This is a genomic window from Xanthomonas sp. LMG 12461, assembly GCF_009192935.1.
GTDB classification, from domain to species: Bacteria; Pseudomonadota; Gammaproteobacteria; order Xanthomonadales; family Xanthomonadaceae; genus Xanthomonas_A; species Xanthomonas_A sontii.
Genome location: NZ_NQYT01000097.1, coordinates 1 through 15,826, shown reverse-complemented (window position 1 = coordinate 15,826; position 15,826 = coordinate 1). Strand labels below are relative to the sequence as shown.

Genomic DNA, 15,826 nt, shown 5'->3' with positions numbered 1-15,826 from the left:
CTTTGTCGACGAAGTTGTGGGACGCCAATCCGGACAGATTGAGGCCGGCGAACGGCAGCGTGCCGGCGGCGCGGGCCTGGCCGCCAAGGCCCCAGAGCGCGGCGCCGGCGGCGATGCCGACACCGGCGCGCAGCACGCTGCGGCGGCCCGGATCGGCGGGGGTGGACACAAGGGACGGGGCGGGGGAGGAAACAGCGGAAGACGACGAACGCACATGCCGAAGCATGGACACCTCCTGTGGTCATGATGGGCGAGCCGGGCCTACGCCCCCTGACGCACCGGCCACCGCAGTCTGCCAAGCGCAGGCAGGCAGGTCTGCGACCCGCTCCGCACTCCCGGGCGGCGCGCGGCGGCGCCAGCCTGCGTGCTAACGTGGTCGGCCCACCGGTGGGCGTCCAGGACGGTTGCAGCAGCAACGATCCGATCGCGCCACCATCGCCAGCCTCCCCGCCCGCTCGTTCGCTGCTCCCATGCCCGACTATCGCTCCAAGACCTCCACCCACGGCCGCAACATGGCCGGCGCCCGCGCGCTGTGGCGCGCCACCGGCATGCAGGACGCCGACTTCCACAAGCCGATCATCGCCATCGCCAATTCCTTCACCCAGTTCGTGCCCGGTCACGTGCACCTGAAGGATCTCGGGCAACTGGTCGCGCGCGAGATCGAGCGCGTCGGCGGCGTGGCCAAGGAGTTCGACACCATCGCCGTGGACGACGGCATCGCCATGGGCCACGACGGCATGCTGTACTCGCTGCCCAGCCGCGAGATCATCGCCGACTCGGTCGAGTACATGGTCAACGCGCACTGCGCCGATGCGCTGGTGTGCATCTCCAACTGCGACAAGATCACCCCCGGCATGCTGATGGCCGCCCTGCGCCTCAACATCCCCACCGTGTTCGTCTCCGGCGGGCCGATGGAAGCCGGCAAGACCAAGCTCGCCGACCACAACCTGGACCTGATCGACGCGATGGTGATCGCCGCCGATCCCACCGCCTCCGACGAGAAGGTCGCCGCGTTCGAGCGCAGCGCCTGCCCCACCTGCGGCTCCTGCTCGGGCATGTTCACCGCCAACTCGATGAACTGCCTGACCGAAGCGCTGGGCCTGGCCCTGCCCGGCAACGGCACCGTGGTCGCCACCCACGCCGACCGCGAGCAACTGTTCCTCAAGGCCGGCCGCACTGCGGTGGAACTGTGCCACCGCTGGTACGGCGCCGAAGACCCGCGCGCGCTGCCGCGCGGCATCGCCACCTTCGAGGCGTTCGAGAACGCGATGACCCTGGACATCGCGATGGGCGGCTCCACCAATACCATCCTGCACCTGCTCGCCGCCGCGCAGGAGGCCGAGGTGCCGTTCACCCTGCGCGACATCGACCGCCTGTCCAAGCGCGTGCCGCAACTGTGCAAGGTGGCGCCGAACACGCAGAAGTACCACATCGAGGACGTGCACCGCGCCGGCGGCATCGTCGCCATCCTCGGCGAACTGGCGCGCGGCGGCCTGCTGCACACCGACCAGGCCACGGTGCACAGCCGCACCCTGGCCGACGCCATCGCGCAGTGGGACATCACCCAGAGCGACGACCCCGCGGTGCAGACCTTCTACCAGGCCGGGCCGGCCGGCATCCCCACCCAGGTCGCCTTCAGCCAGGCCACGCGCTGGCCGAGCCTGGACGCCGACCGCGCCAGCGGCTGCATCCGCGACGTCGCCCACGCCTACTCGCAGGAGGGCGGGCTGGCGGTGCTGTACGGCAACATCGCCGAAGACGGCTGCGTGGTGAAGACCGCAGGCGTGGACGAATCCATCCACGTGTTCGAAGGCAACGCCAAGGTGTTCGAAAGCCAGGACGCCGCAGTCAAGGGCATCCTCGCCGACGACGTCAAGGCCGGCGACGTCGTGGTGATCCGCTACGAAGGCCCCAAGGGCGGCCCCGGCATGCAGGAGATGCTGTACCCGACGTCGTATCTGAAGTCCAAGGGCCTGGGCAAGCAATGCGCCCTGCTCACCGACGGCCGCTTCTCCGGCGGCACCTCCGGCCTGTCGATCGGCCACGCCTCGCCGGAAGCGGCGGCGGGCGGCGCCATCGGCCTGGTCCGCGACGGCGACCGCATCCGCATCGACATCCCCCAGCGCCGCATCGACCTGCTGGTCTCCGACGCGGAACTGGCCACGCGCCGCGCCGACCAGGACGCCCGTGGCTGGAAGCCAGCGGAACCGCGCCCGCGCAAGGTCAGTACGGCGTTGAAGGCCTACGCGTTGCTGGCGACCAGTGCAGACAAGGGGGCGGTGCGGGACAAGGCGATGCTGGAGGGGTGAGGCATTTCCTCCAGCAACCTCGGCGGTTGATGCGCCGTTACGCCTTCATCGTCACGGGTGTAACTCACACGACAGTTCGAACGTCGGATAACGTAGCCAGCATTGGCGCACGGAGCCCCGGCCAACATCAGGCAAGTCATTGATGCAGGGCGGGAATTTCCCGCTTTGCAGACGTCTGGCGTTGGTGGATACTTGGGGCATCACCGCTTTTGGGCCGTCCAAATAGTAGTTAGGCCGCAATGGAAAGAACTTCTGGGAAGTGCGATGAATGCGGGAGCCGATACATCGCAACGGCTTCAAGCATGTCATCGCTTTGTCCAGAGTGCGCTCATATCCTGTATGGCACTCCAAAGTGTCCACATGAGTTCATTTCAGGGCTATGTGCCATCTGCGGCTGGGATGGCTCCAGTTCGGCATACATTCAATCTCTACTCTGGTCGCGTCCGTCGTCGGCCTAACAACTCATTCAAGCCGACGTCGCTTCGCGGCGCGGCTTAATTCAAGCATTAGGCGCCATGGACGCAGATCGGGATTTTGAAGTAAAGAGCTATCAAGAGATCGCCAACTTGACGCTTGGCGGCTACCAGCTTATCGAGGCACTGCTAAAGACTTACTTGCGTAACTACTTCAACATCGCCAAGCATCGCTTGGGTCGCGACTTCCACTTCGGCTTCACGGGCAGCGACTATGACAACGCCGCGCTTGGCACACTCCTGAAGGTCTTCGCAAAGACATGCTCAGACTCTCAGCTTGTCAAAGATCTCCAAGCCGAGATTCCTCATCGAGACTATGTTGCCCATCAGGCTTCGCTGGTCATGTTCCGGCGACAGCCGTGCAGTTCGGAGGAACTTCAGGCGCTGTCCAAACAACTATCAACCCGTAGTAGTTCAATTTCTGGCCTTCTGACTCGCTTGAACAACGTGCACAACCTTCTTTTGGCGCCCTACCGCGGAGAACCCGGGCTTGGCGCCTAACAATTCTGTTGAGGCTAGAGGTAATTCCATTTGTGCGTGGGTACACTCATGTCCATGCGGGCTGAGCACCGGTTCGTTTCGAGGCCTGTAGTGCTCCACGCTGCAAGGCCTAACATCTCGTTCAAAGCGGACGCACTGACGCGCGCCGCTTAACTCTAGCGTTGGGCATCACAAGTATGAGCTACACGCTGCAGGCAGTGATCGCAAAATCGGGAGTGTTTCCCGATTCTTTACCGTTCGAGTTGGAACGGGTCCAGCTCCAAAATGGCTTCGAGCTCGTTCCGCTCACATCAACTATTCGAGATGTACATGGGATTGCCTTCTGTCCACTGACTGATGAAGGAGACGAAGAGCTTCCACTGTCACTCCTGAAACTTTGCGAGCCCTTGAGTGCAGGCGGAGAAGTTGCCTACATAGAAGCAGAGATTTTTGGTGGAGCGGGAATGCAAGCTCACGCAATTTTCGCTCATGGCAAAGCAATTGGGTCGCCAGTAGTCGCTCAATCCGCCATCAACACTGCTCTTGCTAGGCTTGGCGCAGAGCGGGGAGAAGCCACGGACGAATTCGAATCGGTCGGGCTAGGTTTGCACCGAGATACAGATCAATGGGTGCCGAGAACATGACGCCCAACCAATCGCTCCATCGGACCGCTCCGGCGGCCGCTGAACTCAAACGTTAGATGCCATGTCCAAGCTCCTCTCGATCCTGCTATCGACAGTTCTGCTCGGTGGATATTCCGCCGCTGCATGCAGTTCTTCACTCGACCTGTATGGTGCTTTCTTCAAGGCCGGCCATCCCATCAAGGGTGAGACGATCGACGAGGCTGCAACTGGGGCAGACCAAATTGCCAACTTGAATCGCTCTGTCGAGCTAATCAAGCGCCACCCGGACGTCAGGTTCGAGATTGCGGGCCATACGGATCAGTATGAGTGTTCCGGGCAAGAGTGCCGCTATCTCGCCCAACGTCGAGCGCTTCTCCTATACAGGTTCCTGCTAGCCGCTGGCGTGGATCCGCTTTGTGTCATTGCTCTAACCGAGTACGGGTCCACTCGCCCGATCGCTGGCAAACGGGAGGAGAACTCGCTCAATCAGCGCGCCGAGCTAAACGTGGACATTGAGCCGTAAAGTGCTCCAGCATGGCACCTAACAATTCATTCAAGCCGACGCCGCTTCGCGGCGCGGCTTAATTCAGGCGTTAGGCGGTGGTGGAGCAAATCAGCTGGTGGGTCGGGCTTCGTCGGTTGGCTGGCATGCCGGCGGTCGGTTCCGGCAAGTCGCTGTTACCGTTGCTGGTTGCAGTAAGTTCGGTGCTTTGCCCTTACCCGTCATTCCCACGCTACGCTCGTTGCACTTGGATTCGGTGGCAGCACGCATCGGTGCGTCGCTGGGCAAGCTCCATCCCGCGGGCTGTGGCACACTTGGTCCAGGCGGCAGTGCTGGGGAGCAGGGTTGCACAATCCAACCTTTGGGGCCACTTACTGCCTAACAACTCAGTCAAGCCGAAGTTGCTTCGCAACTCGGCTTAAGCTCCAGGGAAGACGGGCCACGATGAAGCTCACCGCGATTATGCTGTTGACGGCGTTCCTCACTGTGGGAATGGCATATGCAGGGCCGCCCGCCGCAACGCCAATACGCTTTTCAGTGCTAAAGGAAGACACCAATTCGGTGTCGCAGATCATCGGGCTCTGCGATGGCACACGCGAGGACGACGAGTTCGGTTGCCGGCTCGCGAGGATCAATTTGGTCAAGGGAGACGAGCTCCAGCGCAAGGTGCTTGGTGGCGGCCCAGAGCAATGTGTACTTGGCGTCTCATCAGACGGCCAGGAGGTCAAGTTTCGTAAGACCGCTGACAACACTTGGATTGCAGTATCGCCCCCGTCCGTGCTATGCGGCATCGTCAGCAGCTACACGCTGGCAAGTGCTGGTGCCCACGCAGCATGGAAACTAACGATCACAAGCAAGAAGACCGATTCATCCATGCCGATGTGCAAGTCGTTAGGTGAAACCAGCGAAGAATTCTATATCGGCTTCCCATCGCTCGCGTGCCAGAATGTCAAATTCGGCCCCAACCCCGGCTTCTGATCCTATTTCTCTAGGGATAGTCTGATCCGAAGGGCAATGGATGAAGAGCAATGGATCCAGGTTCCGACGTCCCCCCGGTTTCATACGATGGCTATACGTCGACCGTCCTGCGGTTTTGCCCTTGGTGCGGCAAGGACCTTCCGTCTTCGCTACAGTCCGAGTGGTACAAAGAACTCGCTGAGCGTGGCTACTCAGACCCAGGAGGCGATGACCTCATTCCCGAACAGTTCAACTCAGATAGGTGGTGGCGTGGCCGCGCCCTAACAATTCATCCAAGCCGACCGTCCACTGGCTACGCCAGCGGCGGGCAGCTTAATTCAAGCGTTAGGCGGCTGGCATTGGCTTGGTGTTGGAGCCGCGTTTGCATCCACCACATCGGCGGCTGACACTTGGCTGTGTCACCTCATCGAATGGTCAACGTGGCAGGCCCTGTATCGGACGCAGCACCAGACAACACGGTCGTCGGCGTATTAGTTCGGCGCGCCATCTTCGTTGGGCCATCCCGGCCTAACCAGTCAATTAAGCCGACGTGCCTACGGCACGCGGCTTATTTCCAGTGTTAGGCCGTTGGCATGAACTCACTGCAGACCAAAAGATCGATCCTGTTCGGTGCACTTATCGCTCCTCTCGGGGCACCAGTGGCATTCTTGCTGTACTCGCTGGCGTCCGCTCTAGTGCGGGAAGGGCTGCCAGGGCTCAAGGATTGGCCCATTGCCGTTGTAATATATTTTTCTTTCGGTCTACCCATCGCATATGGAGCGATGGCCGCTCTCGGCTTACCCTACGTCACGTGGCTTCGGTGCGCTGGCTATTTGAGTTGGCTCAGTGTATGCGCTGGTGCTTTCATAGCCGGAACATTTTCGCTGCCGGGCAGTCTCATGCTTCTAGGCGTTGACTCACAGCCCTATCTTGCCAATTTCGCAGCTGGCGGCTTTATCGGTCTCGTTTGTGGCGTATTGTTTTGCGTTGTTACGGGGCCTAAAAATTTATTCAAGCCGGCACCGCTTCGCGAAGCCGCCAACTCAGGTGTTAGGCGGTAGTGTTGTGCGTGCGGCGCGACTTACGCCATCGGTGACAGCGATAGCGCTTCAGCGGTCGGCCTCGGTTCGCAATCCTCACGTCTACCGCCATCGGATCGCCCGCTACTTGGTCATCCAGCTTCGTTGCTCTGCTGCGCTCATTGCCTATGGTTTCGGTCACATCCAGCGGCCAGCATCTCGGGCGAGCCCCAATACCGCTATTTGTGGCATGCTCGGCTATTGGCGCAAGTGCTGGGGAGCACGCTTCTTGCTCACCACCTCCTGGCACGACCGTCTAACTATTCATTCAAGCCGACCCCGCTCCGCGGTGCTTCTTAACTTAGGCGTAAGGTTGCACCCCCAATGTCCAGCATTGTGAACGGCCACATCCACTGCTTCCGCTCGGAGACTGACGTCGAGGCCCATAACAGAAGGGTGCTTAAAGGTCTTGGCGATACAGGATCTTTGCTAGTCAGGCCCATCTTCTCGTTGTTACCAGACCATCGCGGACATAGTTACTACGGCCATCTCATCCACTTCGCCGCCTACTACAAAGAATTTTGGGATCTAGAGGAGGAATGGATAGTGGCCTACGAGAGCCTTTTGGAGTCACTAGTATGGGATTCATCGGAAGTAATGCATCAATGGACTGGCGCGCGCACTGTGTGGCGATCCCAGGGCAGCCAGCAGATCGAGAGTATCAGCGGCATGAAAGTGGTCACCAGAAAGACATTTCCGTACGATCTTGCCGCGGGCGCAACCTAACCAATCATTCAAGCCGACGCCTTCGGCGCGAATTAACTCAGGCGCCAAGGCCCAAACAGCGTTTCCTCGAAAATGTGATGATCAATGCCCGACCTAAACGCTATTCGTTCAATTTCCATCTCGCTCACTGAAGACGAACTACGCTACTTAGTCTCATGTGGCAGCGCTCTGGTAATGAACGTGCCCGAAGCATCGTTACCCACCTACACACACTTCTCGAAACATCAAATCATTGATTTTTCCAGGCGAATTCGCAGCCTCATGAATTTCCACAATATAGACATGTAGGCATCCAGTCCTGAACGGTTTTGGGAAAAAAATTCATCCAAGCCGACGCCGCTTTGCGGCGCGGCTTAACTCAGATGGCAGGTGTAAAAAATGGAATTCCGAACACTCAAGTGCCCACACTGCAAAAAGAAGGGAGTCAGCCTGGTCAAGAAGCTCCTATCCGGACCCGCCTTCGAGCATCGTTGCAGTAAATGCAACAGGTACTGGGGTGTTTCGCATTGGGCGGCCTTAGCGTCTGTGACTTGCGTTGTTGCCTATATCGTCTATCTCGCACTCGGGGGACCAGTTCCATTTGGCTCGCGTACTTTTGCGACCATTGCGTTCACTCTTGCGCTTTGCATACTTTTACTCATGGTGCCAACCGTCAAAAAATAGGCTGGCACCTAACAGTTCATTCAAGCAGAATCGGCGTGCAGCTTGCATGACCAACGTCGCGGGCGCCCTGGCTTGCCGGCGATCGTCGGCAGGGCATCGACCAGTCCTCGAAGACCACCGCGTCGTGCCGGTTGGCTCCGGTCACGCAGACCGCCAAGTGAACGCCATTGCGGTCGACGATCAGATGCCGCTTGGTGCCGAGTTTGCCGCGATCGGTCGGGTTCGGCCCGGTGTACGCTCCCCCCGTGGGGAGGCCACACTGGCCGCGTCCAGGCTGGCTCGGCTCAGGTCCAGCTTGTCGGCTCGCCGCAACTCGGACAGCAGGACCTGATGCAGGCGATGCCGGACGCCGGCGGCCTGCCAGTCGCGTAACCGGCGCCAACAGGTCATGCCGCTGCCGTAGCCCAAATCCAGGGGAAGTTCTTCCCATGGGATGCCGGTACGCAGGACATAGACGATGCCGTTGAGGGCCTGCTGATCTCTGACGCGAGGCCGCCCTCCTTTGGGCGAAGGCTTTACTGATGGGATCAGCGGTTAGATGCGCTTCCGCAGCGCGGCGGGGATCTCTTTGCGACGGGCCATGTCGCCAATTTTGCCACCTGCGAATCTGTGTTCAAATAGGTTTTGTTAGTGACTCTTAGTCCGGTTCCATCCATGCATCCTTGCTGATCGACAGGACATCCCATGATTGCAGGCAAGAGCAAACTCGATCGCAAAAAGCACCTGGCGTCGATCGTCGCCGGTCATCTCGTGTCTCTCGGGCACACCGCTTCGGTTGTGGAAGGGAGGGTCAATTCGGCCGGCCACAGGGATCAGGTGCTCGTGGATAGCGCGATCGGCCTGGTGCATGTCACCGCATCGAGCAACACCGAGCCGAACGGCAGCATCCTGTGTTCGGATATCGAAGACGGGGATCAGTCGTTCCTCGCCGACAAGGAAGTCGTGGCTTTTGGCTGGAACACCCGCGATGGGCGGACGACGGTCATGCTCGTGCCTGCCGAGGCGGTGCGCGGCAACAAATCGATGACCAAGGATCAGATTAGGTCGGCTAGCATTCGCGCGTACACCCTGATGCTGGGGCCACATGCATGAGCCTCGATGCAGGCACGACCGGCCCGAGCCGGCTTGCTTCACGGCTCAGGCACCATTTTCCACCCAAGAAGGCAGACCGCCCGATGAAATCGCTCCGCCGCTGTACGCTTCTTGCACTCGCATTGCTGGTCTTCTGTTTTTCTGCCACGGCGGGAAATCCCCAAGATGCGGTAGTGACCTACCCCGCCGATGCCGCTGTGCCGATCTCGCTCACCTTGCTGACGCGCCAGGGAAAGGTAGGGCGCGACAACGCGATTTACGACAACTACCGCCCACAGGTGCGATTCTCCGGTGAGAGTAAGGACGTCATGTGTGCAGTACGCATTCCCAAAGCGCAGCAGAAGATCGAACCCGGCGAGACCGCTGCGGTGTCTCTGAGCTGCATCGAGCAGTTCCACGTTTTGGAAAAAGACAGATCGTTCATCGCCTATGAGGGCGGGCGCAAGGTCGGCGAGGGCACCCTGCGTTGATGGCGCTGGCAACGTCAGGCGGCACGGCGCGCCAGCGCAGAGCCGGCATCGGACCGGCGTAGCGCGTCGTTTGCGCGATGCGGAGTGTCCCCGCCCTTCCAGCGCGCGACGCACTTCTCGCTCGCTGATCGCGTGCCCCTTACAGCCGGCCATGCACTGGAAATCGATCTTTGCCTATGCTGCGCTGCTGTTTGTTCTTCGGTGCGGCGTTGGCTTTTTCAGCGGCTTATTTGAGCTAGGCGGCTTGGTGAATGCCTGGACCCTTCTCTCTTTCCTGCTCTGCGCCGCACTCTTCGCACACCTCGTGTTGCGTGTGGCGCAACACCGCCTCGCGCACGCCTGCCTCATCCTGGTCATCTACGCCGCCTTCGCGGATGTTCTCGTGGCGCTATTGCCACCAGACATGACGGACGAACCAGCCATGTTTGTCGATCTGGAATGGCTGCAGCTGCTCGCCTCCGCAGGCCTCGGCCTGCTTGTCGGCTGGGTGTTTCGGCGCGCGGCCGATCAACGCCGGCTGCTGTAGTCGCGTGCAGCACGCGACTACACCTGCCAATGTCGCCCGAAGGTTAGCTGACGCTCATGGTCAAGATCATCAGATTCGTTGGAAAAGGAACGGCGCTGCTCCTCCTGGCAACGCTTGTCGCATTGGTCGCTTACGATGCGCTCGCTGTCCGCCCACATCTGGCCCGAATCCGCGATCTGCTCGCCCACGCCAATCCAGAAGACGCCACTCCTCCCGAAGCGATTCGCAGGCTGATCGATGCGAATGTGGGATCGCCCTCCCCGCATGCGGCTCGCCTGGTGACGTCCCTCGTCTACACGGATTTGGCGCAAGGTCAGTCGCACGTGCGCAACGCGCTTTGGAGCGTGCTGCTACCGGTGCACTTCGACGAGTCGCACATCTACGGCCTCTACTGCAGTCTTTCCTACAACGGCACAGATCATGGATTGAACAGCTTTGCCAATCGGGAATTCGGCAAACCGCTTAGCCAGCTCTCACCACTGCAGGCAGCGACCACCGTTGCGGTCACCCATGCTCCTACAATCTACTTGAAAGATCGCGACAAGCTGGGCAGGCGCGCTCGGACGCTATTGGCAAGGTCCCGGCCTCCGCATTAGACCTCCATGCTGCAACAGGCGACGCCGCCGTTTCGTCCACACCGACTCTCCTCTGACATGACCCGGCACAACGGGATTGGCACAACATGAAGAAGACAATCGCAAGCATTGCCATGACAGCGACCTTGACGAGCCTGCCGCTCGCAGCACCAGCGTCTGAGCCAATGCCATCCATCAGCCAAGCGACACTGCAGGAGTCCGAGAGCGAATACCAGCACAGCCCGCTGTGCGGCAAGGACGAACTCACCCTGTGGACGTGCCAGACACGCAAGCGAGAGTTTTCACTATGCTCGTCGAAGGCGCTCAACCGGACCTCGGGCTACCTGCAGTACCGAGCGTCGGATGGCGGCAAGCTGGTGCTGCAGTACCCTGCGGAGAAAAAGCCGCCGACGGGGCTTTTCACTTACAACACGTTTCCCAACGGAAACGCATCGATCGAGTTCAGCAACAGCGGCTACCGGTACAGCCTGTTCGACCCGCTCAGATCCGCTTCGTCCATCTCCGTCTCCGGACCTGGAGCGGCGGACAAGACCACGCAGATCGCCTGCGGCCCGAACCAGACGCTGCAGCTCAATTACACGATGCGGCTGATGTACGACGCAGGCGTCTGGGTCGATCCCTGAATGCGATGATCCATGTCGCAGTGTCGGTGTCCCGCTCGTCCGGACCGGCCGCCCGCCGACTGCGGTGGCGGTAGCGGTCGACGCAATCTGCGCTTGCTACACTCGGCGCGACGGCCCGGCTCCCGCGAGCGACCAGGTCGACCGCCATGCCAAAGCCGCCACACCTTACGTTTTTTTCCGCAACCTCTTTCTCCCTCATCGACTATCGGTGCCATCATGAAACAAGCCATCGCGCTTCTGCTGCTTGCCTTCGCCTCCTCGTCCGCTTTCGCGGCGGGCAGATCCTGCGAGGAGTTGAAGGCCGAGCTCACCGCGAAACTCGATGCCCACGGCGTCAAGGACTACACGCTGAACATCGTCGACAACGCCGACGTCAAGGATCGGAAGGTCATCGGCAGTTGTGCGGCGGGAAGCAAGAAGATCGTGTACAGCAAGAACAAGCCGTCGACCTGATCGACAGGAGCGGTCACCTCATGCGAGTAGCTTGGAGCGACGGGACGCGGCGTATCGTCCTTGCGCAACGGATGGGCACGTCATGCAGGTAGAGGATCATTCGCCGCAGGCCTGGTTTCTACTGCGCGACGACGACACGCTCCTGCTCGACGTCAACTGCAGCCATGGGCCGGTCGGCTACGCATGGACCATGGCGTTGAACGAGGAAGAAGCGGCGCAGTACCACGCGCTCGGGCGCGATGTCATCGTGCAGCTCGCCGAACAGGTGCAATGGACCGCGCCAGGGGTACTGGGCAGCCGGTCGCCGTATCTCGCCCGCAAAGTGGATGCCGAGACTCGCCAGCGCGTCACCCTGGCCATCAAGGCCTGGAATCAGAGCGACTGACGGTCCTGGGTGTTCTACCTGGAAATCAACGCAACTCTTCTGATCGTGCCAACTGCATTGCGCAAGCCACATCCGGCAATCGGCGGATGCACCCCGACCGGCATCGCCAGCGCAAGCCACCCCTTATCACATCCAGCCCCGCTCTGGCAGGATCCATGACAAGCTGGGCACCCGGAAAGAGAAAGCCGCCATGCATGACATGACCTGGAGCGCTTCCGCGAAAAAGGCAGCCAAGGCACTGTTCGACACCGCGCTTCAACGCGAACTCCAAGCCTACCTCCAAGAGTTCAAACGCAGTGCCGCAAGCATCGACACGCCGGACGCTCTATGGCCCCTGGTCAACCAAACCGTCAAAAAGCAGCGCGAAATCGCTCAGACATACGACTACCGCCCTTTTGCGTCGCGGCATCATTCAGGAAGCGGAAGTAGGCGCGCTTGGTGACGAGAAGGCCAGACACATCATCGCCCTTGCAAGCCTGAAGGTGTGATGTATCCGATCGCGTATCGAACTGCCGCCGTCTACGGAACACGATGCAGTACGCCGGCACCAATCCCCGCCGGAAGGCCTTGCGTCCGACATACGCTGCTACGGATGTGCTGAATTTTATGGCGATTCGCCGGCTGATGCAGCGCGCCGTCGCCCTTTTCTCGCAGCATTGCGAGATCGCGCCGACGCTCGGACTGTAGTAGGTTCATCGCGTACGGGTCGATGGGCAGACCCGCCGACCCGAAGACAGGTGCCGATTGCCATGCGTGTATTTCTGGACGACGAGCGCGAGACACCCGATGGATGGACAAGAGCCTATTGGCCGGATGACGTCATCGCGCTGCTCCAAACCGGGAAGGTGGAGGAACTCAGCCTGGACCACGATCTCGGCGATGATGCGCGCGGAACAGGCTACGACGTGGTGCTCTGGATCGAGAGGGCGGTAGCGCTTCGGTCCTTCGTCCCGCCGAGGATGCACGTCCATTCTGCAAACACTTCAGCGGGAGATAAGATGCGTCTTGGGATCAAGGCGATCGAGCGGCTAGCGGCAAAGAACAGAACCGATGCATGATCCCATTGCGATGCGGCTGAGATGATGGATAAGCCGACTGCTTGTCCGGCACGTGCCTACTGCTCCGATACCTGACACTCGCAGATGATCAATCCAGATTGGACAACCAGAGGCAAATCGGTCGCGCAGTTGATCGAAGAGCTCAAGACATTCGAGAACCAGGACATGGAGGTCAGAATCTCCGTCGATGGCGGCAACACGTCCTTCCCGATTTCGCTAGTTGGCAAGACGGATGGCAAGTATGCCGTCTTGAGGAATTGCGAGGACAATCCTTCCATCGTTCATCATGTGTCTGAGGGTGGTTAGCGATTCATTGGCGCGGTACTTCAATCTCAGCTTTCACACTGATGGCAATCCTCGCCGCAGCGTCCTCCCCGTGACAGTCGACAATGACAGAGAATCCGGAAGCCCAACGTCGCAACGCGCCCCGCACAACGGTGCAGTCCGAGCCGCGCGCATCCGAAGAGACTGCGCTTCCCCTTCCGAAGGAAACGCTCTGGGCCTTGTTCGATTACTTGAACGACGCGCTCGCCGATGGCTGCGATCACTCCTTGCGGCTCACCACACAGTTCCTCGCGTCCCAGGATGTCGCTCCGGAGTCGGTCATCCCCTGGCTCGGTGCGCACGGAGGCTTCTGCGATTGCGAGGTGCTGTTCAATGTCGAGGAGCGCTGGGGCAAGCCGTGACCGGACATCGACCTGATGCATGACCTTCCGCATCACTTCCTGGCCGATCTGCTGCTGCATCCTGCGCAACCAGGAAGCAAGGCGACTGCGCTCGTCTCCGGCCAGTGGTGCGCCATTCTCTGCATCGACCAGCAACAGTGGTCGGCCCGCCTCACCTTCACCGGCAGCCCGGCGCCCGGGGTCACGTTCCGCGCAGGGGTACAGTTGCTGATGCCTGACGCACTTGCCCACTTCCCGGCGGGCGCCGATTTCACGCTCTGGGCGAACGGCAGCGAAGGGACAGGCCACGTGGTCTTGAGGGCGGCCTGACAGGCACACGATATCCGCATGCACATCGACATCACCCACCACGTGGACGCCAGCGAGCCCGACGACGGGTACGGTTACTACTATGCCTACACCCTCTACCGCTTCAGCGACGGCAGCGATCGGTTGCTGGCGCGCAGCTACGACGACGATGCGGATCATGCGCATTTCCTGAACATCGAAGTGGACGGGCACGTGCGCTTGATGATCGACGCGGACCTGCGGCATCCGCTGCTGCTGGCCGCCGCGGCGTACCTGGGCGAGACCGGCAAGCGTAGACTGCGCTGGCTGAGCGGCCGCGGCGACGGTTACGAGCCCCTGCCCGCCCAGCCCACCATCGGACCAGCGGAGGCTCCATGAAGCGCGTCACCGGGATTGGCGGCATCTTCTTCAAGGCACAGGACCCGGCCGCGCTGCAGGCCTGGTACCAGCGGCATCTCGGCATCGACGTGCAGGCCTGGGGCGGCACCGCCTTCGCCTGGAACGACGGCAGCGGCGCGCCGGTCACCGGCTCCACCGTCTGGTCGATCGGCGCGGCGGCGCAGGAGCCGCACTTCTCGCCCGGCACGGCACCCTTCATGATCAATTACCGGGTGCACGATCTGCACGCGCTGGTCGCGGCGCTGCGCGAGGAAGGCTGCCACGTGCTGGACCGCATCGATGAGTCCGAATACGGCGCCTTCGCCTGGGTCATCGACCCGGAAGGCAACAAGGTGGAGCTCTGGCAGCCGCCCGCCGGGCAGTAGTGCCCGCTCCGGCCGGTCGACTGGCCGGCCGGTAGCACGGGACGCCCGACCGGTCAGCGTCGAACCAGCCCCGCCGACATCGCCCGTGCACGCCGACCGGCGGGTTGGCGCCACCGACCGGCGGCACATGATCTTCGCTCGCCCTGCACTGCGCTATCACTACTGTCCGCGCTCATTGTCCTGATCGGGATCCGCGCCACCGATGAATGCCTCCCTCCCGAGTTCCCCCTCGCCCCTGCGTCCCTTCGCGGCGCGGGTCCTGGTCGTCATGGCGCTGGGCGCGCTGGCGCTGCTGGCCTGGCAGTTGTCGGAGCTGCTGCTGATCGTGTTCGGTGCGGTGGTGGTGGGCGTGCTGCTGCACGGGCTGGCCACGCTGTTGCGCAAATGGTTGCCGCTACCGGAATGGGCGGCGCTGGCGCTGGTGATCCTGGTGCTGGTGCTGGCGCTGTCGGCGATCGTGCTGTTGTTCGGCGCCGAGGTCGCCGCGCAGATCGACACCTTCCGCGCCACCTTGCCGGCAGCCTGGAACAAGTTCCATGCCTGGCTGCAGTCCGGCCCGCTGGGGCCGCAGATCGAGCGCATCCCCGACCAGTTGCGCGACGGCGCCTCGACCCTGGCCACGCATGCCGGCGCCATCGTGCTGTCGGCCGGCGGCGGCGTCACCGACGCGGTGCTGATGATGGTCGGCGGGCTGTACCTGGCCGCGCAGCCGCGGCTGTATCGCCAGGGCCTGCTGCACCTGCTGCCGCGCGACCGTCGCGGCGTCGCCGACGAAGCGCTGACCGCCAGCGGCCAGGCGCTGCGCGCGTGGCTGACCGGCCAGTTGCTGGCGATGGCGGTGATCGGCACCCTGACCGGCATCGGCCTGTGGCTGCTGGGCGTGCCGGTGGCGCTGGGCATCGGCCTGTTGACCGCGCTGCTGGACTTCATCCCCATCGTCGGCCCGATCGTGGCCGCGGTCCCGGCGATCCTGCTGGGCTTCACCGTCAGCCCGCAGGTGGCGCTGGGCGCGCTGCTGCTGTTCGTGGTGCTGCAGCAACTCGAAGGCCATGTGCTGCAGCACCACGAACAGC

At 61.6% G+C, this 15,826-nt stretch carries 22 protein-coding genes and 1 pseudogene; 22 read left to right on the top strand and 1 reads right to left on the bottom strand.

Annotated elements, in window-relative coordinates:
- The first annotated feature begins 470 nt into the window (after positions 1-470).
- The 6 genes from ilvD to CEK68_RS19930 all read left to right on the top strand — a co-directional run bounded on the left by ilvD (position 471) and on the right by CEK68_RS19930 (position 7,149).
- Positions 471-2,309, top strand: a complete 1,839-nt coding sequence (gene ilvD / locus CEK68_RS19960; protein WP_152240422.1) for a dihydroxy-acid dehydratase — start codon at positions 471-473, stop codon at positions 2,307-2,309.
- A 515-nt stretch (positions 2,310-2,824) separates the two neighbouring features.
- Positions 2,825-3,283, top strand: a complete 459-nt coding sequence (locus CEK68_RS19950; RefSeq protein WP_152240420.1) for a hypothetical protein — start codon at positions 2,825-2,827, stop codon at positions 3,281-3,283.
- 176 nt (positions 3,284-3,459) lie between these two features.
- Positions 3,460-3,906: a hypothetical protein gene (locus tag CEK68_RS19945; RefSeq protein WP_152240419.1), complete on the top strand. Its 447-nt coding sequence runs from the start codon at positions 3,460-3,462 to the stop codon at positions 3,904-3,906.
- A gap of 61 nt (positions 3,907-3,967) precedes the next feature.
- A complete protein-coding gene (locus CEK68_RS19940) occupies positions 3,968-4,408 on the top strand; it encodes an OmpA family protein (RefSeq protein WP_152240418.1) in 441 nt (146 codons plus the stop codon).
- Between the two features lie 423 nt (positions 4,409-4,831).
- A complete protein-coding gene (locus CEK68_RS21105) occupies positions 4,832-5,365 on the top strand; it encodes a hypothetical protein (protein ID WP_193314262.1) in 534 nt (177 codons plus the stop codon).
- Between the two features lie 1,382 nt (positions 5,366-6,747).
- On the top strand, positions 6,748-7,149 hold the full coding sequence (locus CEK68_RS19930) for a hypothetical protein (RefSeq protein WP_152240417.1): 402 nt from the start codon (positions 6,748-6,750) through the stop codon (positions 7,147-7,149).
- 686 nt (positions 7,150-7,835) lie between these two features.
- On the opposite strand, the pseudogene CEK68_RS19925 reads toward CEK68_RS19930, so the two are convergent.
- Positions 7,836-8,343 (bottom strand): annotated as a pseudogene (locus CEK68_RS19925) (IS5 family transposase); the annotation flags it as partial.
- 153 nt (positions 8,344-8,496) lie between these two features.
- Here CEK68_RS19925 and CEK68_RS19920 point away from each other — a divergent pair.
- From CEK68_RS19920 to CEK68_RS19850, 16 genes are all read left to right on the top strand, one after another.
- Positions 8,497-8,904, top strand: a complete 408-nt coding sequence (locus CEK68_RS19920; RefSeq protein WP_017911427.1) for a hypothetical protein — start codon at positions 8,497-8,499, stop codon at positions 8,902-8,904.
- Positions 8,901-9,374, top strand: coding sequence for a hypothetical protein (locus tag CEK68_RS19915; RefSeq protein WP_152240416.1), 474 nt, complete (start codon positions 8,901-8,903; stop codon positions 9,372-9,374). The genes CEK68_RS19920 and CEK68_RS19915 overlap by 4 nt, the downstream gene beginning before the upstream one ends.
- 151 nt (positions 9,375-9,525) lie before the next feature.
- Positions 9,526-9,900 (top strand): hypothetical protein, encoded by a 375-nt coding sequence (locus CEK68_RS19910; RefSeq protein WP_152240415.1) that lies wholly within the window; start codon positions 9,526-9,528, stop codon positions 9,898-9,900.
- A 56-nt stretch (positions 9,901-9,956) separates the two neighbouring features.
- Complete coding sequence (locus CEK68_RS19905) at positions 9,957-10,496, top strand: transglycosylase domain-containing protein (RefSeq protein WP_152240414.1); 540 nt, start codon at positions 9,957-9,959, stop codon at positions 10,494-10,496.
- Positions 10,497-10,582: 86 nt separating this feature from the next.
- Entirely contained in the window at positions 10,583-11,119 is a 537-nt protein-coding gene (locus CEK68_RS19900; RefSeq protein ID WP_226977978.1) for a hypothetical protein, read from the top strand.
- Positions 11,120-11,335: 216 nt separating this feature from the next.
- The gene (locus CEK68_RS19895; RefSeq protein ID WP_017915150.1) at positions 11,336-11,572 is read left to right on the top strand and encodes a DUF1161 domain-containing protein; all 237 of its coding nucleotides are present in this window, start codon (positions 11,336-11,338) and stop codon (positions 11,570-11,572) included.
- A gap of 82 nt (positions 11,573-11,654) precedes the next feature.
- Positions 11,655-11,957: a hypothetical protein gene (locus CEK68_RS19890; RefSeq protein ID WP_152240413.1), complete on the top strand. Its 303-nt coding sequence runs from the start codon at positions 11,655-11,657 to the stop codon at positions 11,955-11,957.
- Between the two features lie 190 nt (positions 11,958-12,147).
- Positions 12,148-12,399, top strand: a complete 252-nt coding sequence (locus tag CEK68_RS19885; protein WP_152240412.1) for a hypothetical protein — start codon at positions 12,148-12,150, stop codon at positions 12,397-12,399.
- Positions 12,400-12,488: 89 nt separating this feature from the next.
- The gene (locus CEK68_RS21100; RefSeq protein WP_193314261.1) at positions 12,489-12,644 is read left to right on the top strand and encodes a hypothetical protein; all 156 of its coding nucleotides are present in this window, start codon (positions 12,489-12,491) and stop codon (positions 12,642-12,644) included.
- A gap of 62 nt (positions 12,645-12,706) precedes the next feature.
- Positions 12,707-13,015 carry a cyclic-phosphate processing receiver domain-containing protein gene (locus CEK68_RS19880; RefSeq protein ID WP_152240411.1) on the top strand — a complete coding sequence of 103 codons (309 nt, stop codon included), beginning with the start codon at positions 12,707-12,709 and terminating at the stop codon, positions 13,013-13,015.
- An 84-nt stretch (positions 13,016-13,099) separates the two neighbouring features.
- Complete coding sequence (locus CEK68_RS21095) at positions 13,100-13,321, top strand: hypothetical protein (RefSeq protein WP_193314260.1); 222 nt, start codon at positions 13,100-13,102, stop codon at positions 13,319-13,321.
- Between the two features lie 83 nt (positions 13,322-13,404).
- Positions 13,405-13,701, top strand: coding sequence for a DUF2695 domain-containing protein (locus tag CEK68_RS21350; RefSeq protein ID WP_226977976.1), 297 nt, complete (start codon positions 13,405-13,407; stop codon positions 13,699-13,701).
- Positions 13,702-13,716: 15 nt separating this feature from the next.
- Complete coding sequence (locus CEK68_RS19865) at positions 13,717-14,010, top strand: hypothetical protein (RefSeq protein WP_152240409.1); 294 nt, start codon at positions 13,717-13,719, stop codon at positions 14,008-14,010.
- Between the two features lie 18 nt (positions 14,011-14,028).
- Entirely contained in the window at positions 14,029-14,367 is a 339-nt protein-coding gene (locus CEK68_RS19860; RefSeq protein WP_152240408.1) for a hypothetical protein, read from the top strand.
- On the top strand, positions 14,364-14,753 hold the full coding sequence (locus CEK68_RS19855; protein WP_017907682.1) for a VOC family protein: 390 nt from the start codon (positions 14,364-14,366) through the stop codon (positions 14,751-14,753). The genes CEK68_RS19860 and CEK68_RS19855 overlap by 4 nt, the downstream gene beginning before the upstream one ends.
- Before the next feature lie 202 nt (positions 14,754-14,955).
- The coding region (locus CEK68_RS19850) for an AI-2E family transporter (RefSeq protein WP_226977975.1) at positions 14,956-15,826 on the top strand (871 nt) is incomplete at its 3' end.